Genomic DNA, 25956 nt, shown 5'->3' on the forward strand with positions numbered 1-25956 from the left:
TGAGAGCTATGAAGCTTATACAGTCTACTTTTTAGCTCTCATGTCGCCCCCCCAGCCCCAAAATACTTCGCCGCCGCCAATGCTACAGTGACGAAGATTTCGGTGAGTCCGAAGCTGTACAATTTGTCCAAGATCCGCCCCCTACGGTCATCGTTGAGGTGTTCTGGTCTGATCCCAACTCCCTTGTAGATGTTCTGTGGCTTTGCCCACAAAGAACCTTTCAAATAGATACAACGGCGCACTGACAAAGCCCAAACCATTCAGAATCATGGCTTTGACTACTTGCCCTGGGGTGATAATTGACTGGGGATGATTGCCGTATAGTTTGTCTATTTGTTCGACTAGTCCGATTTCATCACAAATTCCAGCCACTATTCCACAGTGGTCAAGATCCTGTACTCTGATATTAGACGCTTCAATTTTACTCATCTTTTAAAAATACCGGATTTTGGAATCACACCTGCGGAATGTGGGTTCAGGTATTCCGTGGCGTGATAAGCCTGAGAGGTTTGGGGATTTTCGGTCTGTGCACAAGCGTCATAGCCTAGGGTCTGAAAGTGGTGTGATAGAACGTGTATTACTGACACTGTCATTAGATGCAGACAACGAATACGCTGCGCTCGACGAACACGATTGTACGTGCCCATCAACACAGTGCTGGCGCAAAAAAAAACAGCAGACGATACACCATTAACACAAGCAATTGGGCGGTTGTAAGGGTGGTTTGACGACCATTATTCATGCTACTACCTGTGACGCACGCTGGTAATCCAACGGGGTTTCATTTGACTCCAGGTCTTGCACACGATTTACAGGGAGCTGATGTGTTACGCGGGTGGTATTCATGAGATTGGTGCATTGCTTGCAGACAAGGCAAAAGATGCTACGGAGCGAGTGCTCAAACGTTTTTTAGAGGCCGACTGCCAAGCTGTCATCCCTCCTAAAGTCAATCGCACTCAACTTTGAAAATATGACTTGCACATGTATAAGTGGCGTCATCTCATCGAAAACTTTTTTCAAAAACTTAAGCAATACAGGGCAATAGCAACTCGCGCTTGATAAGACAGCTCGCAATTTTCATCGGAGCCATTCATCTCGCCGCTTCCGTGATCTGGCTTAACTGACGACATGCCCTAGTATGTATCTTTTTGTAACATATCGGCTGAAAGTATTACCCAATAAGGATTTTAGCTTGCATGTCACCCCCTCAGATTTTGGGGTAGAAATGAGCAGCGACTAACCTAGATTCGAGTTCCCTGCACGTAGATGGAAATTACGCCTGTTCCGGTGATGAACCGGATCAGCCAGGTACAATTCACATTACCTATGGTTATTCGAGAGACCACCGCCCCGACTTAAAGCAATTCATGGTAGACCTGATGTGCACCGGCGATGGAGATATCCCCAAGTACGCTGAGAGTGGGGGATGGGAATGAAACAGATTCAGCAGTATTTGCTCAACTGATCCAGGAATTTAGACAGCAATGGAATGTAGATGCACTTTTTGTCGCCGATGCTGCTCTCTACACCAAGGACAATCTGCAACTCCTGACACAATTCCAATGGGTATCGAGAGTCCCAGCCACCCTCAAAGCGGCTAAAGAATTGTTACAACAGATTCACCCAGAGGCATTCGTAGACAGTTCTCTAACTGGGTTATGAGATGCCCCTGTGGGTAACAGTTATGGGGATATTCGACAACGATGGTTAGTAGTGGAAAGTCAGGCGCGGTTAGAATCTGACTCGAAACAACTAGAAAAACCTATTGCCAGACAGTTAACACTCGCGACTAGAGCACTGCATCAGGCACGAGAATCAACGGTTTGCTTGTCAACCTGATGCTCTGTGTGCGGCTGACAAGTTGTCCGCACAGTTACCCTACCATCAACTGCATGACCTGCAAGTGGTAGAAATTCTTCAACACCAAGGACGCGGTAGACCCCGCTTGGATGCCGTCCCTGACAAACACTATTCATACTCTGCCACACTTGTATCCATTGAGTCAGTCATAGCTGCTGAACGTCAACGAGCTGGCAAGTTCGTGTTGGCTACCAATGTCTTGGATGAGCAGGTGTTGAGTCATGACCAAATCCTTCGTGAGTACAAGGCACAACAATCGACGGAGCGAGGAAATCGCTTCCTCAAGACCCATTATTCTTCACTTCGAGCGTTTTTCTCCATACCCCTGAGCGAGTGGCGGCTTTGGCCATGATCATGGGGAAGGTGCTTGCTGGTTTATAGTTTGGGTCAACGCTCTGTGCGTCAGGCAATAGATACAGCGTGGGCAGAAGATTGATAATCAGGTCGGTAAGCCTACGGCTCAACCCACTCAATTCTGGATCTTTCAATGTTTCATGTCAATTCATTTACTGACGGTTGATGGTGTCAAGCACATTACCAATCTCACATCTGAACGATTGTGGATTCTTCAGTTCTTGGGTGCTCCTTGCCGTAAATATTACCTCTTGGCTTGATTTCGTGCTCAAAGGGGGTAGGAAAATTATCTGCATGTGATCCCTACCTGCGGAAAGTGGGCTGAACGGTATCGGTACAGTACGGCTTCAACAAATAGGCGGTTATCCAATGCATTTCCACCAACAAGCGCCCTCCTGGCCAGGTAGCATATCCTTGATTCGCTCCCACTGATCCAAGACGCAAAGCATACCGGCGCATTACTCCCCCCAAAATTTATTTTTACTGACTTCCCTCAGTTCTATAGCTGCGCTGACTGGTTGTCAATTCTCTAACTGACGACACGCCCTAGTTTGGCCTGACCTTGGACGTAGTTATAAGGGTTTTAGCTTCTAGAACATCATTCCTAGGGTCAATTGCCCAGTTTAGTTTATCTTTGCTAAGATAAACTGGCATCAAAGCATTATCTAGTAAGCTTTTAAGGGCTCATGTCACCCCCTCAGAAAAAAGTCAGTTTACATAGTTATAAAGCCAGGTTGTTGTGATATTGATTTATCAAAGTTTTCAGGCTTCCTTTCTCACACAATCTGTATCAAGTGCTAATTTTTGCACTCCGATCTCCGCTTATCCGGACTGGACGGCTTTATCGCGATAGGAATTGGTGATATCCAGATAGCTTAGACTGAATTACCCTAAACTTAGTACAACAATTAAGATGCTAACAGAACAAGACATTGATCAATGTTTGAAGATGCTGGATGGCATCTATACTTTATCCGAACCCGAAAGATTGGAGAGGATTGAAAAATTTGTTAAGTCTACCCTGTCTATTACTCCAGATATCTACAGTCCAAAAAACTTAAAATACTTATTTTCCTATCCTGACCCCATCGGTGTTTTTGCCGATTTCGTATCTAACTACATTAATTCTAATATTCATACTGAAGAATGTTCGCCAATTTTTACTCGGTGTGAAGTAGAAATGGTAGAAACTCTGTTACCACTAGTCGGTTATCCTGAAGGGGATGGTATCTTTTATCCGGGTGGTACGTTATCTAATTTGGCATCTGTATTCTTAGCGGTACAACGAGCAAAAGTTAATTTAGGACAATCAGTCATTCTGATCTCTGATCATTCTCATTACTCTGTTGAAAAAGCCGCCATAATTTGTGGAATTAAAAATATTATCAAAGTTAAAACAACCACAAAAGGAGTCGTAGATCTAGAACATTTAAGAGAATTAGTCAGCCAAATAAAAGCTGATAATCTCAATCTAATTTACTTTTGCTGTGTGATGGGTTCGACTACTTTGGGAACTTTCGACCCCGTAGAAAAAATATTGGAAATATTCCAAGAATTCGCCATTAAACCTTGGATTCATTTTGATGCAGCTTGGGGAGGCGGGGTTTACTTTAGTGAAGATGCAGCGTTTTACAGAAAGCTGAGTAGTTTGTCAGATTCGATTGTATTAGACTTTCATAAATTTCTTTCAGCCCCTCTATTATGCTCAGTCTTACTGGTGAAAGACAAATCTGTTTTAGTGGATGAAGTAACAGCACTTAATGGTAATTATCTATTTACCAGCAACCAGAATATAAAATATAGCTAACGGGGGGACAGAGCGGGTATAGCCATTGTGTAGCAAGGGATACAGCAGATGAAGGAAAAAAAAGATAGGTCAAATATAGTCATGCTGACCTATCTAGCAAAAATGATAGCTAAACCATACCAGAAAATCCTACAAAATAAGCTGCATCACACCAGGTATTTGTTACTAATCTTAGTCGTTGCCAGCCTACAATTGCTCAGACAGGTCAAACTAGAAGTGTTAGCTGAAGCGCTGCCGTTACCTATTTTATTTGAAAGTCGTCGAAAGAAATTACGTCGGTTTTTGCGCATCAAACAGTTCAATATTGAAACAATCTGGTTTCCCTGCGTAAGTGCTCTGGTAGAAGAGATGTTTAACCCGAACGATAGGATATATTTAGCGATAGACCGTACCAGTTGGGGGGTGATTAATATCTTGATGGTTAGCGTGATCTATGATCATCGTGCCTGGCCGATTTACTGGGAGTTGTTGGATAAAAAAGGCAGCAGTAACTTTGATGAGCAAACGGCTGTTTTGGCTAAAAGTCTTGGGTTACTCTCCAACTATAGCGTAGTGGTGTTAGGAGACCGGGAATTTTGTTCACCCAAACTGGGCAACTGGCTGAGCTTCGAGGGTGCATACTTTTGTTTGAGACAGAAAAATAATACCCTTGTTTGGCAGGATACTGAGGTGGCTCGGGAGTTGAAAGACTATGGAGTTAAACCAGGAGTAAAACTATTTATTAATGACTGCCATGTGACGAAACAAAAAGGATTTGGGACGTTTAATATAGCCTGTAAGTGGAAGCGGACTTACCAGGGATTTAAGACGAAAGAACCCTGGTATATTTTGACTAACTTTGATGATGTTGAACCGGCTATTGTAGCTTACCAAAGACGATTCTCAATAGAGGAAATGTTTCGAGATTTCAAGTCGGGAGGCTATAGTCTTGAAGGGTCTAAACTGAGTGGTGAGTATCTATCAAAACTGATGATTATTGTGGCGATTGCCTATACCAGTGCGATTCTCCAAGGGCGACACATTAAGCGAATGGGAATTCAAAAATATGTGGTCAGACCAGAAACCCAATCAAGTGGACAACGGCAACATAGCGCTTTTTATGTTGGCCTACATCAGCATTCGTGGCTTTTCTTAAGGGGATTATGCCAAAAAATAGTGGACGAACTTTTGGAAATTAACCGTCGTTGGCTCAATTATTACAAGAAGGGTGAGCGGGCTATAGAGTTTGCACTGTGTACGTTATAAGCTTTATGTCCCCCTGTCAGAAAATATAGTCTCAGCCTCAAGTCTTTACAATGTTCCCGAGAAGCCTATGCCTTTAAGCTCTGGCTAATGTTCAAACATCATGGTCTTGAACACTTTCAAAATTTAATTCAAAAATACTATGAAAATCAGGAAGAATTAATAAACAAACTTTCGGAGCGAGTTTTATATGTTGTCGAACCCCAGTATTTTAACGTGGGTTTATGGTTTATTCCTAAAGAAATGGAAGTGAAGGAAACTATCACAGATTACACGGCTGCAGAAATTGAGAAAATCGATCAACTTAATCTCGCTATCTATGATCAGATAGTTAAGGATGGCTTTATGAAAGTCAATTCATATCATTTTAATAATCTTCCTCTATTTATTCGGATTATTGTACATCATGGAAATCTGACAACAGACATCATTTCTGAAATTGTTGCTTATTTATATAAAATCTATGAATCTGTTGGATCAAGCCCTTGTAAAAGTCTAATCTAGAAGTCCAAAATTACAATAATTTACAGGAGGAATAGAAAATGGGCAGAGTCAGAAAGCCTGAATCCTACACTAACTCAATTATAACACCGATTTATCAAAATACAGCTTACTATTATGACGATCATAAAACTTATGTCAAAGCCTTACATGAAGGATCGATCACAAAAGGCCGCTATGGCAGGTATCATAATCCAAATTGGGAAGAAGTAGAAGGAAGATTAGCCCAACTTGATGAGGCTGAAGATTGTTTACTATTTCCCAGTGGGATGAGTGCTATTTACAGTACTTTAATGGCGTTCGCAAAATCTCAAAGCTGTTTCGCAACAACTTGCTATCTATATAAAAACACAAGACGTGTTTTTGATAATCTTGAGAAACTTGGGTTCAAAACTTTTATTTTGGATAATTCGGATTTATCTGAGTTGATGATATCACTTGATCAAGTCAGTCAAGATATTAATCTTCTCTTCTTGGAAATACCCTCTAACCCTCATCTTTACCTAGCAGATATTGAAAAAATAAAAAAGTTGTTAGAACCTGATACGCTTCTCGTTGTCGATAGTACCTTTGCCAGCCCTTATAATTTTAAACCCTGTTTATGGGGGGCAGATTTAGTAATTCATAGTTGTACTAAATATCTCAATGGCCATGCTGATGTAGTACTGGGAAGTGTTGCTGGGAAAAAGGAAGCGATCGATAAAATTAGAAATTTTAGAAATATCAATGGAGTCATTCCTAGTCCTCGCGATGTGTTTACATTGGGTCAACACTTGAAAACGTTTAAGTTGAGAATGGAGTCTCTCAATGCTTCAGGTCAAAAACTGACTGAGTTTTTAAATACACATCCTTTAGTTTCAAAGGTATATTATTTGGGGTTAGATTCTCATCCTCATCGAGAACTCTCTAAGAAATATTTTACTAATGGATATGGCGGTGTTGTGACCTTTGAACTCAAACTTTCAAAACGTGAGACATCAGAATTGATTGACAATCTGAAAATCCCATATATTGCTTCTAACTTTGGTTCAGCAGAAACCTATATCGAACAGCTTGCTCCCTTTACCTACTACTATTTATCCGAGGAGGATAGAAAATCATTAAATATTACAGATAGTCTGATTCGACTTTCCATCGGCTTTAATGATCCAGTCGATAGTATTATTGATGATATCGATTGTAGTCTTGCTCGATATATGGCTACGGCAATACATTAGAGTATCTTGTTTTTGTACTCTATTTACTTGGTCAGCTTGTCTCTAAACTAGATTCGTAATTTGTATTTCCTTGTTTGGTATATATTTAGTCCGATCTAGCCAATCGATTACTAAACAATCCTGATCAGGAAACTACAATTTTGGAAAGGATATGAATTCCCGTAACCTTTTTTTTACTAATATAAAATATCTCGTCAGAATTGAAAATAATAAAGAAGATATCTTTACCGTATCTGAAGCATTTTTTTTAAGAAAATAATATTAATATATATGGTTCTTACAATCATCAAAATCACCACAGATAACCATAAAATATGATTATCTTGATGAAACCAAGCTAAAATACTGAAAGGAATAAATCCAAAAAATAAACCGATTAGAGCAGAATTGCGAATAACGGCTGTATTGTTCAAACCAATAAAGTATCCATCAAACATAAAAGCAATAGCATTAAATATAAGAAGTGGAAGTAACCAAAAAACATATATTTTAATTTCGTAAATAATTTCCAGATGATTAGTTAAAATTATAAATACAGTATGAGGAAACCCGATGGAAATACCAGCAAAAATTAGTGCGAATAAAACTCCCGTTCCTACTGTAACTCCAACTAAAGAAGGTAAGCGATCGCGTTTTCCACGACCTACAAAATTTCCTGTTAGGGTTTCTGCGGCTAATCCAAAACCCTCAATAAAAGAGATCGTAAACAAAAACACTTCGATCATTAAGGCATTTGCTGCTAAAATCTGCGTTCCCATTGCCGCACTGATATTGGTAAAAATAACAAGGCTGGCTCGATTGCTTAAAATCTTAATAAAAGTATCTCGATTAACAGCAAAAACGGTTTGAAATCCTGAACGCTGCCAAATGCAATGACTTAACTGATGAATTTCTTGGAATCGAACATCCTGACTGACAAATAAGATTCCCACCAATAAGGTTAAGTATTGACTCAAACAAGCAGAAAAACCGGCTCCCATACTGCCCCAATGCCATTTAAAAATGGCAAAATAATCAAAAATTATTTTGCCTAAATTGCCAATGATTGTTATCACTAGCACCTTACCACTCATTTCTTTTCCTAATAACCAACCGATCACGACTAAGTTAAGTGCCACTGCGGGAGCACCCCAAATACGGGCATTAAAATAAGCAATACCAGAAGATTTAACTTCATCAGGAGCATCGAGTATAAGAAACCAAATTTTCTCGATAGGATATTGTAAAATAACAATTAATATACCCAGTACCAACCCTATCAATCCATTACGTAAACCCACTAATAACATGGCTTCGCGGTCATCTTTGCCTACAGCTTGAGCCGTCGCTCCCGTTGTTCCCATCCGCAAGAAGTGTAAAAGTCGGTAAAGATAGGTAAACAAAACCGTTGCAACTGCGACTCCTGCTAAGTGACGAATTTCTGTCAGATGTCCCAGGAAAGCCACGCTGACTAAGCCCGATAAGGGAATCATGATATTGGAGAGAGTATTAATGACCGCAAGCCTGTAGAAGCGGGGGAGAAGACTGTCTGAGTTTAAGCGGGCAAGTTTCATCGGCTCAACTATCAACTTTATTGGTATTTTTAATAGTAAATATTAACAAAAATTCAGCTGAATTTAAAAAAAAAATTATGGGATTTAAAAAATTCCACTTTCTATGAAACACAGGATAGAAAGACAACTCAGATCAAGAACAATTCTGATAGCTGGTCAGCTACCTAAGAGCTGATTTATAAAGTAAATATTAAGAAGCTTGAAAGCTTTGCTATGATTGTCTTTTGGGTATTAAATAGTTCAATTGTTCTAGTTTAGCCCAAGCCTTATCCTACAAGGATTACAGCGAGTTTACAAATCAGCTCTTACAAACGGCTCGATTATCTCAAAGGGATCAGAGCTGCTTCCCTGATCCAGTGTACTTTATAGGCGACTTGTCTCCCTCTGAGCAAGTAAGAAATAACCAGTAAAACAAGTCACAAGTTACAAGTCACAAGTAACGATTTATATAGTTTACCAGAGATGTCTCCACCAAGGAATAGGCTTAACATCAGGAAAATCGATTTTATTGCGGATTTCATCAATATCCCATCCAGTCAACTCAGCTAAGGTTTTAGCTTCCTGTTGCAATCGTCGATTTAACGATTGTTGATAGTCAACTCCTGCGCTACAGCTCATCTTTCCAGTAAACGGATGACGAAGGATATATCGTCCCTGAAACAATTCACGATTGGACGTTTCCTGGAACATCAAATCTTCTGGGAAGGTATCACGGGTATAGCGAACATGGAGGCGAGTGATATAAACATTATTATTGGGTCTTCTATTGGCTCTTCCCGAGTTTAGCCAAAAGACACCTGATTTCCGGAGTTCTTCCGGATTGAGAGGGTTAGCTGAACATGGGTCACAACTAGCCATATTCCAAGCATATTCAACAAAAGCTACTTTTTTCCCTTCACTCTCGTAAGCAGTTTGGAACATAGCAGTGTAGAAATCACCAAACTCTGTTTTGACAAATACCGGAATTTCAGTATTAGAAGGAATCTTCACCGTGCGGTAGTTTGTAATTTCAGTCTGACCTCGGGGTGATAAGACATAGACAATGAGGTCTTGCTCACCGGTAGCATTCATCATCCCTAAGCGAATGGGCAGCATAAATCGGGGAGACTCGTAAGCCATCTGGAGGGGTCGCAACCGTTGGTAGGCAGTTTTGTCAAATTCCTCCAGATTGACTTTGGCAACGAAAAATTTCATATTCTGGCGGATGTAGGGTCGCAATAGCCGATTTGCTCCCTGTGGAATTTTATAACCGTTGCGTCTGAGCCAGGTTTCTAAACCTCTAGAGTCCTTAGCACTGAGGATAAGAATGTTATATTCTCCAACTGAGAAGCGCTCTTCTACCGTGACACCTAAAGCACGATCATCAGTATTCCTTGCCCTTGTGCCACTTCTTGGACCACCTAGCCGTGGTGCTGCAGTTTCGGGATACTTTCGGTTATCGGCACAGGGGTCTGGGTCAAAATATTCCACTAGTCGAGGTGCACTAAACTGATCGAGGCGTTCAATAATCTTAGGGTCACCTACATTCACCTGTTCTCGCTGAAGCACCACAGGAACTGGCACAACCATGGCAAAGTCTTTAACATCCCCTTGATAGTCATTTGCCATGGTTAAAACAGTGCGATCGCCATCCCGAGCAATTATCACTTGAGACGTCTGGTTATATAGTTTACTATCAGCTTTGGCGACATAAAACCCACAAAAACCCCAGGCTTTTTGAGCCAAGCCTAAACTCAATAAAACCGTTATCAAAATAGTACTTATAACCCGAATAATTTTCATTATTATTTATTTGTTTGTCTTTAACTTAAGTTAATAAACGTCATTCAACAGAGTCACTATCATGCCAGGAAAATCTCGTAGATGACCAGATAAAATCCAAAATTACGCTCAAAGGGGATAGGGCAAACAACGCCCAGAAAATAGCAGTAGGCATGAATAATTGATTGCGCAATATAAAAGTGAGTAAAGCAATACACACCGCCCAGAGCAATCGACTAATCGGTGCATTGGGGATTGAGCGAGGGTCGGTTAGCATAAATAGGGCAAACAGTAACAAAGACCCACTCATCAACCGATGGCAAAATACATCCCAACTCCAGCCAAGCCAGAGATTTCTAATTCCTTCTAAAACGGCATAAGCACCCAAAAACGCTGCTGTTGTATCCCATCGTCCTACCCGTTTTAACACCATACTGCCAGTGCCAGCAAATAATAGACCATACCAACCATCATCCCCCCACTGTCCGGGAGAAACCCAAGCATCATTGGTTAAGATAAGAACAGCAATAATGCCGAAATTGGCTGGATTAAAAAAATGCTTGCCCTCAACTCGGAAAATAAATTTACTCAAAATTCCTAGGGAGCCAGCTAAAACCATAGTACTATAGTTATCAGCTCGCAGTAGCAGGCTCAAGCTTAAGGCTGTAATCATAGCACTTTTTAGGGAAGGGGATTGGGGAGAACTCGAAAAACTAGCATCATTATGCTGGGATAAATTTGGTGGTTTTCTCAGCAGATTAAGACTTATTTCTAAGGTTTGAATTTTGCACCATTCAAGGGTAGATTCAAGGGTAGTTTTAAAATCGGGTTTGGGATTAAAGCCCAAAGGAAGGCCAAGGAAAGGAAGGCCAAGGTACCCAGAGTTTTTGATTGCGGATCTGTGTTTGGGGTTTGACCAAAGAAATGCTGCTAACCACTGAGTTAGTAGGCAGCTTATGATTACGACTAGAATCAAGTCTGGTCTTAGTGTCCAGTCCCGAGTGCTGATGCCCAAGACTAGAAAGATCGAGAGAAACAGAATTTGATTGTTTCGGGGGTCTTGTTGCCACATTATCTACGCATTCTGATCCGACTGTTAAAGTAATTAGGGCGCTCTGTATGGATCAGGTTTAACACAAAAAAAGACGCTAACTCTACCAAGACTAATGCAACAGCGGTCAACAAATGTTTACCAGCTACCAACACCAGGATAAGAGAGCGATCGCACCATACTTTCCAAAGCCCTTTACAAATACCTTGACAAATGCTAGCTACTGTTTTTGATTGGTTAATTCAGTATGATCTCAAGTATAGTCGGGTCAGTTATCAGTGGTCAGTTACCGATTACTCATTACCGATTACCCACTTCACTCAATTATTCCATTAATAATCAATGGAGAATTCTAAGGGTTATACATTAAGCAAATGTCCGGTATATGGCCAGAACATTGCCCATTGTAATTAACTGTAATTAGCCAAAATTTGACGAATTTGATCATCAATAGTCTCTGGTTTCTCCACCATCGCCATATGTCCACATTCAGCAATTTCAATCACATTGTCCCCACAGGATTGAAAGAGACTGTGAAAACTAGCCAGATGACGCACATATTTCGGTTCCATTACCTTATCCTGACTACCAGCAATGAAATAAACAGGTTGTTTTAGTCGGGAAACAACCTGAGGTAAGCGATGCACCTCAGCTTCTGTGGTAGAATCTAGTAACGTCCTCAGTGCAGCTTCCGCGTTAGCAGTAACAAAATCAATAACCCGTTGACGTCCCCATTTCCGGGAAATAGGATGCGCTACCTGAGCCCGGGTAAACAGTAAATCGAGTAAAGGGACATAACACAACCAACGGGGACGGCGTTTTACCAACTGCTCACCAGCCAGCCGAAAGCGCTCAAATTCTTCTTTAAGATAAATTCCACCACCAGCATTAAGACAGATTACCCCTTGAATCCTCTGAGGCAGCAAATAGGCACCCCATAGAGCAATGCTACCCCCTAGGGAATGACCAACTAACCAAGCTTGTTCGATTCCCAGTTTTTCTAACAGGATGCCCAAGTCCTCAGCATAGGCAGCTAAGCTATAGCGGTCAGTGGATGAAACAGCAGTCTCAGGAAATGGTGATTCCGAGTCCCGGTTAGATGTTGAGCTTTGAGTGTTATGAATTTGGGACTGGGATTCACCGAATCCCCGCAGGTCATAGATCAGACACTGATACTGCTGTGACAACCTATAAATTAGAGGTTGCCAATAGCTACGGCTTAACAGCCAGCCGTGGATGAAAACCAGAACAGGGCAGGATGATTGGGTAGGAGGTGTTAATTCGTAAGTATGGGATATTCCTAGAATGTTAATGCTTGCCATACCTTGATCTTATCGAAGAATTAACAGGATAGGAAATTCGTCAGTGATTTTAATCACAACGGGTCGCACCTGTGCTTGTCACCTTTTTATGACTAAAACACTTGACCTAGTAATCGCCTCCGAATGCTTTCAGCAATTTTTTGACCTAAATAATCGGGAATCAAGTTTCCGTTAGGGCCTAGTAGGTAAAGAATCAGCCTGGTTCGTCCCCGCCACACCAGCAAGTTGGCATTGACCACCAGTAAATCCTCTTGCCAGATGGCATACATAACTTTGTAAAATAATCCAGGTTGGTTATTTGCCTCAATTAACAGCGCTGGTAGATGAAACACTGGGTCTACATAAAATTCTGTTTCTACCTGCTTCAAGCCAGCATCGAGATTAAATTCCACTGCCAGCATTTGTTCCACCTCAAAGCGCCCTGCCAAAGCCTCTCTCAGGGCACGGCAGACATTTTCTGAGGTTTTGTGGGTCAGCGCTTTCCGGTTACGAGACACCACTAGTTTCATAAACACCAGCATTGGTGGACTAATTTGACCATAAAGACTGAGACTGTGGATAGTCAGTCCATAGGCAGTCAGAACGCCAAAAATGTCACTGAGCAGAAAAGACTCATTCCGGTAAGCAAAGTGCAGGACACTTTTTGAGCCTTCCGGTTTGATCTCAATTACAGCATGTTGGGTTTTATAGAGTCGGTAAGCAAGTCTGAGGTTGTGCAGTTGGATCTCACTACTAACAAACTGCTCATAGAACTTAGGAAACGCTCGGTTGAAGCGTTTCAGGATTTCTTGTTGGGATGATTTCCAACCCACAGTCATCGATAGGGGTAGGTGGCTATTCTTGTTTATCAAAAGGTGCGCGCCCGTTCGCGCCCCGCGTCGGGCTTTGCCTCAAGGTGCTACCCAAGGTCGGGTAACCCGGCCTTGGAGGGGCGCACCGCCACGGGAATTTAATTGTTAATGGTAAGAGCGCACCTAAGCTTTTTGAGTTAACACAACCCGGTAAGCTTGTAGAGGGACTTACAAAAATACTGATAAAAGAGCCTTAAATCTATATATAGATAGAGTTTAACATTGATTTGCTTGATTTATTGATATATCTGGGTTTGAGCCCTTTTTGGCTATTTGGTGTATTTCCAAGGGTTTCCTCTGGGTTTGAGGCTTTTGTCTTGCTCAAAACTCTCTAAGTCCCCCGAGGCAACAACAAGCGCGGATCTGATTCATTTCTCACCAATTCTGCTGATTAGCCTAGTCTAACTAATCTTCCCCAACTTCCCCACCTTCGGTAGCTTGCCGACTTTCCTTGTTAGGTGCGCTCTTACCATTAAGAATTAAATTCTCGTGACGGTGCGCGCCTGTTGATGCAAAGCGCGAGTGGGGAGGGGCTGTGTGCGGAACACCACCATTCTCCTTTGGAGACACTACGTGAACGCACCGCTGTTTGCCCCGTGGAAACCCCCGTCACGCCACTGCATCGGTTGTTGATTTAGATTCGCGCAAGGGCAGCAAACAGCTGTGCCCCCTCCGACGCGAGCATCTTACCCAAGCGACTTCAAAGAGCGCGACCGATGGGAATGCTAGGATAATAATTTATATAGGAGGCTTAATAGGAGGCTTAATTGTGGTATTATCATTTGCACAAAGAATTAGTTTCAGATCAAGGTAGGTCGGGTATGATAGTTTTCCTGGTGGAATAAAACCAATAGATCAAAGATCACTTTCTGTTTTTTGAAACAAACATTTAAGTCTGGCTCTGGTTGACCGAGACCCAGAACGTCTGAGCCGTCAGGGAAAGAAGACCATTACCAGTTCAAGTAGCTCACAATTATGATAACGCCACTGTCACACCTGCATGGGTTTTTGGAAAAGCTTCTTTAGCAGTTCTGACACTGCTTTGCCTCAAACACGACCTGAAGGAGATACCGTAGAAGGTGTAAAATATCGCACTGACGGTACCTCACGGGTATTTTTCAGTACAACACGAGAAATTGACCTGTACGAATTGGAAGAACTTTGTGATGCTGTTGGTTGGTCTCGGCGTCCTCTGCGCAAAGTTAAGAAAGCTATTCAGCATAGCTTTTTGGTTACTTCTATGTGGTACCAGCGAGGTAACACCAGGCGCTTAATTGGCTTTGCCCGTGCCACTTCTGATCATGCTTTCAATGCGACAATCTGGGATGTAGTGGTTCATCCAGATTTCCAAACCAAGGGACTGGGCAAAGCTTTGATGAGATATATGATCAAAAAATTGCGCAGCCAGGATATTAGCAATATCACCTTATTTGCCGATCCTCAAGTGGTAAGTTTTTACCGTAAAATGGGATTTATGCCTGACCCAGAAGGTATTAAAGGCATGTTCTGGTATCCAGATTAATCTCGAGTACACACAAAGCGCCAAAAGTGAGTTATACTGGTTATACTACATTAGAGGTAGCACCCGGGATGTAGCGCAGCTTGGTAGCGCGCCTGCTTTGGGAGCAGGATGTCGCAGGTTCAAATCCTGTCATCCCGATTTTAAATTCATAAGTCAATCAGTCCATAAGTAAATCCGTAAATCAGTCAAGACACTAGGGTAAACTCAGTGGAACTTGATACAGTCAGGTAAAGTCAAACTTGATACAGTCAAACTTGATACAGTCAAACTTGATAAGAGTTAGCTACAGGGGGATTAAACGCCACTGATCAGCTAAGTTAACAAGCCAGGTCAAGCTATGATCGATCAAGTTTGATTTGAATCTCTGCCTCTACTAGAGGTTAGTGAGGTGCGTTCAGATCTCTCAGTGAGCAGGGTATTCTAGTTGTAACAGGCTCTTCTTCGTTAAAATTCGAGGTAATTTCTATGAAATCATTGTTCCGTTGGGGCACAACATTAAGTTTAGTAGCGAGTGCCTTACTAGGCTCAGTGAGTGTGGAAAATTTAGCGGCACTGGCTCTGACCGAAGAGCAGGTAAGAGAAAAGTTGAAAGCTGTACCTGTATTTGCAGTTACTGATAGTAAAGGTTCGCCACTAGTAGCCTCAATTCCAGATCAGCAAGATCAAAAGAAGACTACCTCAGTGGCAGGTGTGTTTATTAGCCAAGAAGATGCTAATGCGTTTGTACAGCGTTTAAAGCAGGAGAATCCTGAGCTAGGTAAGAAGGTACAAGTAGTTCCTGTATCTTTGGGGGAAGTTCATGAGCAAAATCAAAAGAATCGCACTGTTCCCAATGGTTTAAATTTTGCCTACATACCAAACCAACAGCAGGTAAAGCAGGCACAAGCGATCTGGAACCAAAATGGTCAAGAAAAAAAGCCATTTCAGGGCGTACCGCTGTTTGTTGCCAAAGAAGCTAGCAACAGCGGATACCTCACTATTCAACAAAATGGGGTCTCATCAATTCCGTTCTTTTTTAACAAAGAGCAATTGCAGAGTATAGTGAATCGCTATAAGCAGCAAGACCCTAACTCCCAGGTTAAGATAGAGGTAGTGCCTCTAGAGGGCGTTATTAAAACCTTACAGGAGAGGAACGATCAGCAACTAGAGAAAATCGTACTAGTGCCATCCCAGGAATCCCTGAAATTTTTGCAAGGTCTGTCCCAAAATCAACTCCAACGTCCAAATCAATGATTATGGATCAGCGGTGGATGGTCTCGGGAAAAGAACTCTGGCAGTGGCGTCAAGATGCTTGCAAGTCTGCAGCTGAGGCAGGTGTCTCTACAGCTGAAGTGGACTGGTTGCTAAAGGAGGTAGCTGAGCTTGACCCATTAGTGCTACGCTTGGAGTCATGGCAACAGTGTGCATTATCAGGGAAAGTCGCTGAAAACTCAACTATTCAACTTTCCCAACCTCTACCTGTACTTACCCAACTGTGGCAAAGGCGTATCCATCAGCGATGCCCAGTTCAATACCTAGCTGAGGTTGCTCCTTGGCGTCATTTCTCCTTGAGAGTTTCCCCAGCTGTCCTAATTCCCCGTCCAGAAACTGAATTCCTGATTGATCTGGCGGTCAATGCTGTAGCTATGAGCTCTAAACCTGACTTATCATCAGGACACTGGGCGGATTTGGGGACTGGTAGTGGAGCGATCGCTTGTGGACTGGCAGAGGTATTTCCCCATGGGACAATTCATGCCGTTGATTGCACTGAAGAAGCCCTTGCCATTGCTCAACTTAATGCTCAACAGTTGGGCATGGCAGAAAAAATAAAGTTCTACCATGGTTCTTGGTATTCACCTCTAGAAGCCTTAAAAGGTCAGTTCAGTGGTATCGTGGCAAACCCACCTTATATACCTAGTAACTCCCTCAAACAGCTACAACCAGAAATCTACTACCATGAACCCCATATTGCCCTCGACGGCGGCAGGGATGGTCTAGACTGTATCCGACAGCTGATTGAAATATCTGGGGATTATCTGCGCCCCGGCGGTGTTTGGTTAATTGAAATGATGGCAGGACAAGCTGAGAAGGTTGTTCAACTACTGCAAAACCAGGGCAGTTACTCACAGATCCAGATATTTCCGGATTTAGCAGGTATGGACCGCTTTGCTCTAGCTTATAGAAAGTATGAAGTATAAACAAGGTATGCATCGATGCCAATAGGTAAAAAGCTTTGGATAATTTCAGCCAACGTTTACCTTTGAGGTTATCGCTTCTACTTTTTAGTGTGCTGGTGAGCAATGACCCAAGTTTCTATGGCTACCCTGATTTCTGGGGCTCTCTCAGGTAAGCTGGTAAGTTTTCCAACAGATACAGTCCCAGCACTAGCAGTGCTACCGCACAAGTCAGAGTTGGTGTTTGAGGCAAAGCGCCGTCCTCAAGACAAACCTTTGATTTTGATGGGGGCATCCCCTAAGTCTCTTTGGCCATATGTTCAAGGTACTTCCGCACAGAGGTCGATTTGGGAACAGATGGCTCAGAAGTATTGGCCAGGAGCATTAACATTGGTGTTACCCGCTTCAGATAAAGTACCTACCGTTATGAATCCTTCTGACCCGACTACTATTGGGGTGCGTGTGCCAGCTTCTAAGGTAGCGATCGCAATTTTGTCCAAGACTGGTCCGTTGGCAACTACCAGTGCTAATTACTCAGGCGAGCCACCTTTACAAACAATGGCAGCGGTTGAGGTGCAGTTTCCCGAGGTATTGACGCTCCAGCCAGCTGAGTTAGAAGCGATCAAACCAGACAAGATTGGCGTCCCGTCTACTGTTGCTAAATGGACAAGCAGTGGCTGGGAAATTTTGCGTGCTGGAGGGATTCAATTAGACGATTCAGGGTTTTAATAGTTCTACTCACCTTTGAAAAAAACTAGCTATCCTTAAAAAGATCTGACAAAAAAGTATGAAGTTTGAATTGTGAAGTATGAAGTTTGAATTGTGAAGGAATCCTGAATTGTGAAGGAATCCTGAATTGTGAAGGAATCCTGAAAACCTTCTATCGATTGGTTACTTGGCAACAGGTATTTTTTTTAGCCTGGTTGTCTACCCAACTCTATCCTTGTCGATTTCCAGCAGTATAAGCTTCAACCTTCATTCTTTATCCTTCAATTTTGTTAGGTGCGCTTTCCGTTGCGAATTAAATTCGCGCTTTGGTGGGCGCCTCCTAGGCCGCAAGCAATCCCTCGCGGCCTAGGGTCGCACCAACGGGCTCGCACCTGTTGACGTTTTTAGTGTGGCAAGACTTAATAAGCATGGGTGAGACGGATCTGATCTATTTGCTAGTAGGCATTGGGTTAGGAGTTATCGGGAGTCGCTTCAGGAAATTTTTAAAGGTGCGCTTTCCAATGGCCGGGGCACCCGGCCTTGGGTCGCACCTCCATGAAAGCACAGACTCAAAGACCTCTGTATGCCATCAAACTGATACTGATGCTGAAGAAATCCAGCGTCTGAAACAGGAATTCAAGCAAAATCAATTGGCTTACCAAATGGCAATGGAAATGAGCCAGTTTAAAGCCGGATTTTTGGCACGAACTTCCCACGAGTTGCGATCGCCTCTGAGTCGGTTGATTGGTTTACATCAGTTGATTTTGTCTGATCTGTGTGAGTCTCCAGAAGAAGAGAGAGAATTTGTGAACCAGGCTAACGCCTCTGCCCATACTATGGTTAAACTGCTTGATGAGGTGACTGCTGTAGCTAAAACTGAACACGGTACTAACGTTTTGGAGATTTGCTCAGTCTCTTTGAAGCAGCTGTTTGAAGACCTCTATCGTCTGACCCATTTGCAAGCTGCCAATCGCAATCTCCAGCTGGAAATAGTTCCACCTGACCCCCAAATTCACGTTTTAGTCGATCCACGGCGTTTTCGACAGGCATTAGTAATGATTGTGGATACTGCAATTACTCAGATAAGTAGTGGTCAAATTAAAGTTTGGACTGCACTCTCCTCTAAATCTGAAACTGTTTCCATCTGGATTGATATGCCCTGTGCCATCAGCTGTTGGGCTGAAGCTGTTGATTTATTGCAATTACCTCCAGATCAATCAAAACAGCCCAGTGAAATGGTATCCACTTCATCTGGACTGACGTTGTTGATGATTCAAACTCTCCTGGAAGTGATGCAGGGGCGTATAGAAGTATTAACGGTTCCCAGTGAAGAAGCTGACAATGATACCTCTGTTGAGAATCTTACCCGGTTTCAAGTTTCTATACCCCAGGGGATTCCTGAGATTGTAGAGCCTTACTAGGCACTGGAGTAACTAGAGGCTGATTGTACAATACCATTGTGGTACTGGAGTTTAGCTCAAAACCAATGCGTTCGTAAAAACTTTGTTGATGGGTGGTCATCAGATAAACTCTCTCTACTCGGCTCATCCTCAGATGAGAGAGTACCGTTTCCACTAGCTTACGCCCTAGCCCAGCCCCTCGATAGTCTGGGTGGATAACGACATCCCAAATGGTTGCCCGATAAATTCCATCAGAGGTAGCTCTGGCTAATCCAATCAGCTTCTGGTTATCCCAGACACTGATGACAGGATCACTGTTAGCGATCGCAACTTGCCAATCCTCGATTTTTCGGTCTTTTGCCCAAAAAGCACCTAGGTTAAACAATTGCTGTAGCTGGTAATAGTCGATTTGAGATTTGCGATCGCAAAACTGAATATGGCGGTAGTCCATAGTTGCAAAAGTTCCTTCTGATTTTGTTAAACGTGCCTTTAAATTGACTTACTTTCCTGATGTTAGTCTGGAGTTTTAATGAAAAAATTTTAATTTAAAATAGGGTTCAGAGCCTGTCCTATTGACTACTTTTCAGTAATAGAAACCAGAAAATTTTTCCTGATTAATTAACAATTTAAAATTGACAATTAATCAGGATTAAACGGGTTTGCAGATAGCTGTTAAAGATATCTCTATCGATAGGTTATCTCTGGCTTGACAAACCCAGGGAGCTGAATATTACAAAATGTTAAGATTATAACCTATTGTAATTATCTCGGTCAAATCCAATAACTGATCCCATGGGTGATAGTATGGGCTATTGTTGTTCCATCACGACACCTGTGCACAACCACCTCTCACCCACCCCATCCAAACCCCATCCCCAATTGCCTAATCAGCGTTGGGAAATTGCCCCCCTCAAAACTGAACAAGCTAACCAACTCGCCCAAGCTAGAGGCATTTCCCCCCTAATCGCTCAACTCCTTATTAATCGGGGTATTGAAACCTCTGAACAAGCGCAGGTTTTCCTCAATCCCCTATCTCAGGTGATGCCTGCACCAATTGATGAATTTCCCGATTTGGCAATTAGTGTCGAGATGCTCACTGAAGCGATCGCAAATCAAGAAAAAATCGCTATCTGTGGAGACTACGATGCTGATGGCATGACCAGCACGGCTTTGTTACTCAGAGCATTACGCTGGTTGGGGGCGGATGTAGACTACGCCATCCCGAGCCGGATGACAGAGGGTTATGGCATCAATACACGGATTGTGGAAGAATTTGCGGAGGAAGGGGTGGGTGTGATTTTAACGGTTGATAATGGTATTGCTGCCCATGAACCTATCGCTAGAGCTGTAGAACTGGGAATAACGGTTATTGTAACTGACCACCATGACCTACCTCCAGAACTTCCAGACGCTGATGCCATTCTCAATCCTAAGCAATTGCCGGAAGAGTCACCCTATCGAAGTTTAGCGGGTGTAGGGATAGCTTACATTTTAGCTATCTGTCTAGCACAAGAACTGGGTCAACTCAAAGGCTTGACGCAACAACTGTTAGAACTATTTACTCTGGGAACTATTGCGGATTTAGCCCCTTTAACCGGTATCAACCGACGTTGGTTAAAGCGAGGCTTAGGGTTATTGCCTCAATCTCAATTAGCAGGAGTTCAAGCATTAATCGAGATAACTGGGGTTAAAGATGACCAAAAATCCCTCAAGCCCGAGGATATTGGATTTAGACTAGGCCCTAGAATTAACGCTATTGGTCGCTTATCGGATCCCCAAATTGTAATTGAACTGCTGACGACCACTGCACCCGAAGTAGCACTTGAGAGGGCAATGCAGTGTGAAGAAGTGAACCAACGGCGTCAGCAATTGTGTGCTGATATTGAACAAGATGCGATCGCATTTATTGAGGATACTGGACTAGATTGGGAACAGAAGCGGGTATTAGTGATTGTCCAACCGAATTGGCATCATGGAGTCATTGGCATTGTTGCCTCCCGATTAGTAGAGCGCTATGGTGTCCCAGTCTTTATTGGAACGTATGAAGACAAGGACCAACAACACATTCGCGGTTCAGCACGAGGCATAACTGAATTCAATATTTTTGAAGCCTTAGAGTTCTGCAAAGACTTACTGGGTAAATATGGAGGACACAAAGCAGCTGGCGGATTTTCCCTACCTGCTGAAAACTTAAGCACCTTTGAACAATCCCTGAGCCGTTTTGGCCATCAATGTCTAAAACCTGAACACCTCAAACCCCTAGTTGAAATCGACGCTAGCCTAGATTTCTCTCAAATTAGCTCTAAGCTCTACCAGCAATTAGATCTGCTTCACCCCTGTGGCATTGGCAATCGGGATCCTGTCTTTTGGAGTGCTAATGTCCAAATCCTTGAGCAACGAGTTGTTGGTAAGGGACACATTAAGCTTACCTTGAATCAGGACAATCAACCAGTCACGATTCAAGCTATTGCTTGGCGTTGGGGGGAATACTTCCCTTTACCTAAACGAGTAGATATTGCCTACAAGTTGCGAGAGCATCATTGGGAGGGCAACACGACCATTGAGTTAGAGTTAGTGGGTGTCCGTCTACCCGTAGTTACTAGTACCTCAAGCCCCAAAAAAGCAGAATTTTATTACAATCAGCGCCGCTACACCTGTAGCCTTTGGGAATCTTTAAATGAACTAAGGATTAGAAACCCGGAAGGGAAAGTCCTAGCGATTCAGAAAGGACAACGCATTGGACTTTTGGGTACTAAACGGGAAGATGCTAAAGAAGTTAATGTCACTAAACCTCCTTACTACCCCTTGATCAAAGCAGCAACTCGTGCGTTGGGACTCAGCTAAGGAGTTGAAAGTTGACAAGTTACAGGTTGCTGACAAGTTGAAAGTTAACAAGTTATAGGTTGCTGGCGAGTTGAAAGTTAACCAGTTACAGGTTGCAGGTTTTCTACTGAACCTTGGCCAAAAGGCCACGCGTGCGCGTTCAACCTTCAACCTTCAACCTTCAACCCCGTCACCTTCAACCCTCTATTAAAGGTCGCCTCTAAGAGCATATAGGGCGAAAATGACCACTGGACCAGCAATCACAACAGCTGCCAGCATAGTCAACTGAGCAATCAATACCCAATCGATGTTACCTATAAAATCTAAAAAAGCTAAATACATGTGTTCTCCAGAATTAACCCAACAAAGCCGATGGTGACTAATCACAATCCATCCCTTAGATATTACTGGGTAATGATCTGTTTTTTTTAAGTAAGTTTACAAAAATATACAAAACTCAACGGCAAGCCTGACCACACCTATCACGGGTGAAAACTCGCTAAGCTAGATCTACTTTAAGTTTGTAGCTCTTTTTTCAAAGTCATGGCCACTTGGCGTTGTGTAAAGCAATGTGGCGCTTGCTGTCATCTTGACCCAGCTGAGCGTCCAGGATTAGAGGAGTATCTGCTACCAGAAGAGCTAGCGCTATATTTGAGTATGGTAGGTGAGGGGGGATGGTGTATAAATTTCGACCACACCACCCGTGAATGTCGTATTTATCCCCATCGACCTCGTTTCTGTCGGGTGGAACCTGAGGTATTTCAGGATATGTATGGGGTGGAGGAAGCAGATTTAAATGATTTTGCCATTGACTGCTGTTTGGAGCACATTGAAGCACTTTATGGAGATTGCTCTCTGGAAATGCTGCGCTTTGAGCGGGAAATATGGAGGGAATAGGGAAAATCGAAATTAATGAGTAACGAGTAACGACTAACAAGTAACGACTAACAAGTAACAAGTAACAATGCGTGTAAAAATTTGTGGCATTACGAAACCGGAGCAAGGAAATGCGATCGCAAAATTGGGAGCAACAGCATTAGGCTTTATTTGTGTACCAGGCTCTCCTCGTTACGTTACACCCCAGCAAATTCAAGTCGTGGTCAACCACTTGTCCGTATCAGTTGACCGCATTGGTGTGTTTGCTAATACCTCTACGGAAGAAATCACTCAAATTGTCGCTGATTCAGGGATAAATGCCGTTCAGCTGCATAGTAATGAATCCCCAGAATTTTGCCAAAAGCTGCGCCAAGCTTTACCAGAGATTGAAATTATTAAAGCCTTAAGGATAAGAACTCCAGAATGTTTAAATCAGGCAGATAGTTATTTAAGTTGTGTAGATACACTATTGCTAGATGCTTACCATCGAAAAATGTTGGGCGGCACTGGTAAAACCTTAGACTGGCAAAGGCTACAAAAATTTCGTCCCAGTATCCCTTGGTTACTGGCTGGTGGCTTGACACCGGATAATGTCTTAGATGCCTTAACGCTGCTAGAACCTAGTGGGATTGATTTATCCAGCGGTGTAGAGCGCACACCAGGTGATAAAGATTTAAAAAAAGTTACTCGGTTGTTCGAGAAATTAGGATCAAGAGTTTAAGGTTGAAGGTTAAAATTTAAATGTTTAATGTTAAGTGTTAAATGTTAAATGTTGAAGGTTGAAGGTTGAAGGTTGTTGGCCTTTGGCGTTCGGTGTAGGGTAGGTTTAAGATTAAAGATCAATAGTCAACAGTCAACAAGGTTTGGGATGATTCTAATGGAATGGTAAAGTGGAATTGACTACCTTGATTTTTCCCCTCAGACTTAGCCCAAATTTTTCCACCCATACCTTTAATAATCTGACGACAAATAGCTAGACCAAGACCTGTGCCACCAACAGTGCGTCGGAGTGAATCTTCCTCTTGATAAAAACTTTCAAATATTGCGTCTAGCTGACTGGGTTCAATACCCCTACCTGTATCCGCTACAATTACTTCTAGCATAGGATTACGGTGGCGATTCTTGGTTATCAATCCCACCGAATCAGGTTGAGTTTCATTAATTTGGGCTTGGATAGTGATTTTACCCCCTGGCTCAGTAAACTTACAGGCATTATCTAGGAGTTTGGTTAAGACTTCTACCAATCCTTCACCATCTGCTAGGACTGTAGGTAACACAGAGGGTAGTTTAACGTTGATTTCTGGTAGTGTATCTGGTGACCAAATTGATCTCAGAGCAGAAAGAGCCAAGTCTAGGACTTCGATAATCTGGATGGATTCAGGGTAACGGGATGTCTGACCACTTTCTAACTTAGACAGAGTGAGGAAATCTTGAATCAGTTTACGCATGCGCTCGGCATCGGTTAACGCCGTATCAAGCATAGTTTGCCGAAACTCCGTTGGCATTTCTGGTTCACTCTCTAAACTTTCTAGGCAAACTCGAATAGTTGATAAGGGAGTTCGTAATTCATGACCAACGATAGCAATCAGATTATTGCGGGTTCGTTCTAGGGCTTCTAGTTGGTTATGGAGTTGAGTTAAGTCAGTATAAGCTTGGGCTTGATTCAACGCTACCCCAGCTTGAGTTGCGATCGCTTCTACTAAATCAATCTCGTCTTCGAGCCATCTATAGGCTTCCGAACCGCCATGGTGAAGTTCGAGCATCCCCAGCAGTGTTCCTTGATAGTGTATTGGTACCAGTAACCAAGATCGAATCTGCCAACGCTCAATAGTTGTCCTCAGAGCTGGGTTATTGTGTAAGTTGGGAGCTCCAGTAACATCAGCAATGGCAATGGCTCGTTCCTGAGCTAGAGCGACTTGAATTAGAGGATTATCTGCTAACGACCACATCTGTCCAGTGAGGGACGGTAAACCAGAAGCAACCGATTCATACTCAATTTTTGCTTGCTGGTCACTAGGACTACAGCGGTAAAGCAGGCAACGGCAAGAATTAAAGGTGTTTCCTAACTCTTTTACTGTCGCTGCTAAAACATCTTGGGGATTGAGGGAGCGACGGATGGTGGCGGTGATGGCATTAATCAGACGCTCCTTGCCTTCTTTGGTGCTGAGGACTCGATAAGCTTTCAGGAGCTTATATTGACTCGCTTGCAAATAAGTTACCAGCCGCTGAGCAAAAATACTAATATCAATCCCTGCACTGGTCAGCAACAATGTTTGCTCTGGGACTTCTGTAGTCAAACCATAGCGCTGCCATACCTGCTCAACTTTTGGGGCTAGTTCTGGTCGATAACTAGCAATCCGTCCGAGTAACAATCGAGCAGCATGAATGGTAACCCGGCGGTCAAAGGACCAAAAGCCCTCAAACCTGCGAGCCTGCTCCATGGAAGTTGCTGGTGTTAGTTGTTCTCGACAAATTAGGCAAGCTGTATACTTCTGCGCCAAAATCACCAGGTGCCACTCTTGGGCAAGACCATCATTTGGGTCTAAGGGGATAATTTCTAAGGATTGTTCAACCACAGCAAAGCCAGACTCGGATTCTGGTGCCGCCAGCACATAAACTTGGTTTGTACGTTGGGCAATTCGCTGATAGCGGTGGACTTCCTGACGATAAAACTTTTCATGCTGGAAATTGGCAATCACCAAGGGAGAGTCATCCACTGCTAGCACGAGGTCTTCCATGGCATGAGAAAGAGCTGTCAAGGAAGATTTGAAGTACATTTGGCAGCGCAGATCTGGTAACTCTTGCCGTAAATCTCCCAGTAACGAATTCGGATTATTCACCTAGAAATCCCTCCCTAATTAGTCCCACTCCACCTATGAGGGGGATAGTTTTACCTCAACAAACTCTCTTGATCAAACCAACCCTTTTGATCAAACCAACCCTTTTGATCAAGGG

Annotated in this window: 21 protein-coding genes, 1 tRNA gene and 4 pseudogenes; 16 read left to right on the top strand and 10 right to left on the bottom strand. The window is 42.9% G+C overall.

Annotated features, from left to right (window positions below; translation table 11 throughout):
- Positions 1-56 precede the first annotated feature (56 nt).
- Positions 57-429, bottom strand: a pseudogene (locus BJP37_RS10380) (DUF4277 domain-containing protein); the annotation flags it as partial.
- Between the two features lie 393 nt (positions 430-822).
- Between BJP37_RS10380 and BJP37_RS38885 the strand changes: the two are divergent.
- The gene (locus BJP37_RS38885; protein ID WP_158069515.1) at positions 823-966 is read left to right on the top strand and encodes a hypothetical protein; all 144 of its coding nucleotides are present in this window, start codon (positions 823-825) and stop codon (positions 964-966) included.
- A 272-nt stretch (positions 967-1238) separates the two neighbouring features.
- Positions 1239-2474 (top strand): annotated as a pseudogene (locus tag BJP37_RS42370) (IS1634 family transposase); the annotation flags it as partial.
- 62 nt (positions 2475-2536) lie between these two features.
- Here the strand turns inward: BJP37_RS42370 and BJP37_RS36160 are convergent.
- Positions 2537-2673, bottom strand: a pseudogene (locus BJP37_RS36160) (IS5/IS1182 family transposase); the annotation flags it as partial.
- Between the two features lie 454 nt (positions 2674-3127).
- Between BJP37_RS36160 and BJP37_RS10405 the strand changes: the two are divergent.
- The 4 genes and pseudogenes from BJP37_RS10405 to BJP37_RS10420 all read left to right on the top strand — a co-directional run bounded on the left by BJP37_RS10405 (position 3128) and on the right by BJP37_RS10420 (position 6981).
- On the top strand, positions 3128-4021 hold the full coding sequence (locus tag BJP37_RS10405; RefSeq protein WP_075898615.1) for a pyridoxal phosphate-dependent decarboxylase family protein: 894 nt from the start codon (positions 3128-3130) through the stop codon (positions 4019-4021).
- Between the two features lie 48 nt (positions 4022-4069).
- Positions 4070-5266 (top strand): IS4 family transposase, encoded by a 1197-nt coding sequence (locus BJP37_RS10410; RefSeq protein ID WP_198953943.1) that lies wholly within the window; start codon positions 4070-4072, stop codon positions 5264-5266.
- 45 nt (positions 5267-5311) lie between these two features.
- A pseudogene (locus BJP37_RS10415) lies at positions 5312-5767 on the top strand (hypothetical protein); the annotation flags it as partial.
- 38 nt (positions 5768-5805) lie between these two features.
- Positions 5806-6981 carry a PLP-dependent transferase gene (locus tag BJP37_RS10420; protein WP_075898619.1) on the top strand — a complete coding sequence of 392 codons (1176 nt, stop codon included), beginning with the start codon at positions 5806-5808 and terminating at the stop codon, positions 6979-6981.
- Between the two features lie 224 nt (positions 6982-7205).
- On the opposite strand, the gene gntT is transcribed toward BJP37_RS10420, so the two are convergent.
- The 3 genes from gntT to BJP37_RS10435 all read right to left on the bottom strand — a co-directional run bounded on the left by gntT (position 7206) and on the right by BJP37_RS10435 (position 11367).
- Positions 7206-8534, bottom strand: a complete 1329-nt coding sequence (gene gntT, locus BJP37_RS10425; RefSeq protein ID WP_075898621.1) for a guanitoxin biosynthesis MATE family efflux transporter GntT — start codon at positions 8532-8534, stop codon at positions 7206-7208.
- Positions 8535-8987: 453 nt separating this feature from the next.
- Entirely contained in the window at positions 8988-10316 is a 1329-nt protein-coding gene (locus BJP37_RS10430) for a DUF2330 domain-containing protein (protein WP_075898623.1), read from the bottom strand.
- 40 nt (positions 10317-10356) lie between these two features.
- Complete coding sequence (locus BJP37_RS10435; RefSeq protein WP_075898625.1) at positions 10357-11367, bottom strand: RnfABCDGE type electron transport complex subunit D; 1011 nt, start codon at positions 11365-11367, stop codon at positions 10357-10359.
- A gap of 192 nt (positions 11368-11559) precedes the next feature.
- On the opposite strand from BJP37_RS10435, the gene BJP37_RS43430 reads away from it, so the two are divergent.
- Positions 11560-11682, top strand: coding sequence for a hypothetical protein (locus tag BJP37_RS43430; RefSeq protein ID WP_267876534.1), 123 nt, complete (start codon positions 11560-11562; stop codon positions 11680-11682).
- Between the two features lie 74 nt (positions 11683-11756).
- Here BJP37_RS43430 and BJP37_RS10440 read toward each other — a convergent pair whose 3' ends face one another.
- On the bottom strand, positions 11757-12668 hold the full coding sequence (locus BJP37_RS10440; protein ID WP_075898628.1) for an alpha/beta fold hydrolase: 912 nt from the start codon (positions 12666-12668) through the stop codon (positions 11757-11759).
- A gap of 92 nt (positions 12669-12760) precedes the next feature.
- Positions 12761-13486, bottom strand: coding sequence for a hypothetical protein (locus tag BJP37_RS10445; RefSeq protein WP_070392306.1), 726 nt, complete (start codon positions 13484-13486; stop codon positions 12761-12763).
- 1033 nt (positions 13487-14519) lie between these two features.
- On the opposite strand from BJP37_RS10445, the gene BJP37_RS10450 reads away from it, so the two are divergent.
- From BJP37_RS10450 to BJP37_RS10475, 6 genes are all read left to right on the top strand, one after another.
- The gene (locus tag BJP37_RS10450) at positions 14520-15041 is read left to right on the top strand and encodes a GNAT family N-acetyltransferase (protein WP_075898630.1); all 522 of its coding nucleotides are present in this window, start codon (positions 14520-14522) and stop codon (positions 15039-15041) included.
- A gap of 64 nt (positions 15042-15105) precedes the next feature.
- Positions 15106-15179 (top strand) — tRNA-Pro (locus BJP37_RS10455).
- 327 nt (positions 15180-15506) lie between these two features.
- The gene (locus BJP37_RS10460; RefSeq protein WP_075898632.1) at positions 15507-16274 is read left to right on the top strand and encodes a Tic22 family protein; all 768 of its coding nucleotides are present in this window, start codon (positions 15507-15509) and stop codon (positions 16272-16274) included.
- Positions 16271-17218: a peptide chain release factor N(5)-glutamine methyltransferase gene (gene prmC / locus BJP37_RS10465; protein WP_075898634.1), complete on the top strand. Its 948-nt coding sequence runs from the start codon at positions 16271-16273 to the stop codon at positions 17216-17218. Before BJP37_RS10460 ends, prmC begins: the two co-directional genes overlap by 4 nt.
- Positions 17219-17320: 102 nt before the next feature.
- Positions 17321-17923 carry an L-threonylcarbamoyladenylate synthase gene (locus BJP37_RS10470; RefSeq protein ID WP_075898636.1) on the top strand — a complete coding sequence of 201 codons (603 nt, stop codon included), beginning with the start codon at positions 17321-17323 and terminating at the stop codon, positions 17921-17923.
- A gap of 407 nt (positions 17924-18330) precedes the next feature.
- Positions 18331-19323, top strand: a complete 993-nt coding sequence (locus tag BJP37_RS10475; RefSeq protein ID WP_075898638.1) for a sensor histidine kinase — start codon at positions 18331-18333, stop codon at positions 19321-19323.
- Here BJP37_RS10475 and BJP37_RS10480 read toward each other — a convergent pair.
- Positions 19283-19753 (bottom strand): GNAT family N-acetyltransferase, encoded by a 471-nt coding sequence (locus tag BJP37_RS10480; RefSeq protein WP_075898640.1) that lies wholly within the window; start codon positions 19751-19753, stop codon positions 19283-19285. The two genes, BJP37_RS10475 and BJP37_RS10480, sit on opposite strands and share 41 nt — an antisense overlap.
- A 341-nt stretch (positions 19754-20094) precedes the next feature.
- On the opposite strand from BJP37_RS10480, the gene recJ reads away from it, so the two are divergent.
- Positions 20095-22146: a single-stranded-DNA-specific exonuclease RecJ gene (gene recJ / locus BJP37_RS10485; protein WP_081431135.1), complete on the top strand. Its 2052-nt coding sequence runs from the start codon at positions 20095-20097 to the stop codon at positions 22144-22146.
- Between the two features lie 186 nt (positions 22147-22332).
- Here recJ and psb30 read toward each other — a convergent pair whose 3' ends face one another.
- Positions 22333-22467 carry a photosystem II reaction center protein Ycf12/Psb30 gene (gene psb30 / locus BJP37_RS10490; protein ID WP_008178400.1) on the bottom strand — a complete coding sequence of 45 codons (135 nt, stop codon included), beginning with the start codon at positions 22465-22467 and terminating at the stop codon, positions 22333-22335.
- 201 nt (positions 22468-22668) lie between these two features.
- On the opposite strand from psb30, the gene BJP37_RS10495 reads away from it, so the two are divergent.
- Together BJP37_RS10495 and BJP37_RS10500 are read left to right on the top strand one after the other, a co-directional pair.
- Complete coding sequence (locus tag BJP37_RS10495; RefSeq protein WP_075898642.1) at positions 22669-23022, top strand: YkgJ family cysteine cluster protein; 354 nt, start codon at positions 22669-22671, stop codon at positions 23020-23022.
- A 67-nt stretch (positions 23023-23089) separates the two neighbouring features.
- On the top strand, positions 23090-23722 hold the full coding sequence (locus BJP37_RS10500) for a phosphoribosylanthranilate isomerase (RefSeq protein ID WP_075898644.1): 633 nt from the start codon (positions 23090-23092) through the stop codon (positions 23720-23722).
- Positions 23723-23840: 118 nt separating this feature from the next.
- Here BJP37_RS10500 and BJP37_RS10505 read toward each other — a convergent pair whose 3' ends face one another.
- Positions 23841-25841, bottom strand: coding sequence for a DICT sensory domain-containing protein (locus BJP37_RS10505; RefSeq protein ID WP_075898646.1), 2001 nt, complete (start codon positions 25839-25841; stop codon positions 23841-23843).
- Between the last annotated feature and the right edge of the window lie 115 nt (positions 25842-25956).

The sequence above is a fragment of the Moorena bouillonii PNG genome (genome assembly GCF_001942495.1).
GTDB lineage: Bacteria > Cyanobacteriota > Cyanobacteriia > Cyanobacteriales > Coleofasciculaceae > Moorena > Moorena bouillonii.

Bases quoted from the DNA above. Each gene is read 5' to 3' on its own strand.
- gntT (WP_075898621.1), bottom strand. From the start codon at position 8,534: ATGAAACTTGCCCGCTTAAACTCAGACAGTCTTCTCCCCCGCTTCTAC.
- psb30 (WP_008178400.1), bottom strand. From the start codon at position 22,467: ATGTATTTAGCTTTTTTAGATTTTATAGGTAACATCGATTGGGTATTG.
- BJP37_RS38885 (WP_158069515.1), top strand. From the start codon at position 823: ATGTGTTACGCGGGTGGTATTCATGAGATTGGTGCATTGCTTGCAGAC.
- BJP37_RS10440 (WP_075898628.1), bottom strand. From the start codon at position 12,668: ATGGCAAGCATTAACATTCTAGGAATATCCCATACTTACGAATTAACA.
- BJP37_RS43430 (WP_267876534.1), top strand. From the start codon at position 11,560: ATGCTAGCTACTGTTTTTGATTGGTTAATTCAGTATGATCTCAAGTAT.
- BJP37_RS10500 (WP_075898644.1), top strand. From the start codon at position 23,090: ATGCGTGTAAAAATTTGTGGCATTACGAAACCGGAGCAAGGAAATGCG.
- BJP37_RS10405 (WP_075898615.1), top strand. From the start codon at position 3,128: ATGCTAACAGAACAAGACATTGATCAATGTTTGAAGATGCTGGATGGC.
- BJP37_RS10480 (WP_075898640.1), bottom strand. From the start codon at position 19,753: ATGGACTACCGCCATATTCAGTTTTGCGATCGCAAATCTCAAATCGAC.
- prmC (WP_075898634.1), top strand. From the start codon at position 16,271: ATGATTATGGATCAGCGGTGGATGGTCTCGGGAAAAGAACTCTGGCAG.
- recJ (WP_081431135.1), top strand. From the start codon at position 20,095: ATGGGTGATAGTATGGGCTATTGTTGTTCCATCACGACACCTGTGCAC.
- BJP37_RS10470 (WP_075898636.1), top strand. From the start codon at position 17,321: ATGACCCAAGTTTCTATGGCTACCCTGATTTCTGGGGCTCTCTCAGGT.
- BJP37_RS10445 (WP_070392306.1), bottom strand. From the start codon at position 13,486: ATGACTGTGGGTTGGAAATCATCCCAACAAGAAATCCTGAAACGCTTC.
- BJP37_RS10475 (WP_075898638.1), top strand. From the start codon at position 18,331: ATGGGTGAGACGGATCTGATCTATTTGCTAGTAGGCATTGGGTTAGGA.
- BJP37_RS10495 (WP_075898642.1), top strand. From the start codon at position 22,669: ATGGCCACTTGGCGTTGTGTAAAGCAATGTGGCGCTTGCTGTCATCTT.
- BJP37_RS10460 (WP_075898632.1), top strand. From the start codon at position 15,507: ATGAAATCATTGTTCCGTTGGGGCACAACATTAAGTTTAGTAGCGAGT.
- BJP37_RS10410 (WP_198953943.1), top strand. From the start codon at position 4,070: ATGAAGGAAAAAAAAGATAGGTCAAATATAGTCATGCTGACCTATCTA.
- BJP37_RS10430 (WP_075898623.1), bottom strand. From the start codon at position 10,316: ATGAAAATTATTCGGGTTATAAGTACTATTTTGATAACGGTTTTATTG.
- BJP37_RS10435 (WP_075898625.1), bottom strand. From the start codon at position 11,367: ATGTGGCAACAAGACCCCCGAAACAATCAAATTCTGTTTCTCTCGATC.
- BJP37_RS10450 (WP_075898630.1), top strand. From the start codon at position 14,520: ATGGGTTTTTGGAAAAGCTTCTTTAGCAGTTCTGACACTGCTTTGCCT.
- BJP37_RS10420 (WP_075898619.1), top strand. From the start codon at position 5,806: ATGGGCAGAGTCAGAAAGCCTGAATCCTACACTAACTCAATTATAACA.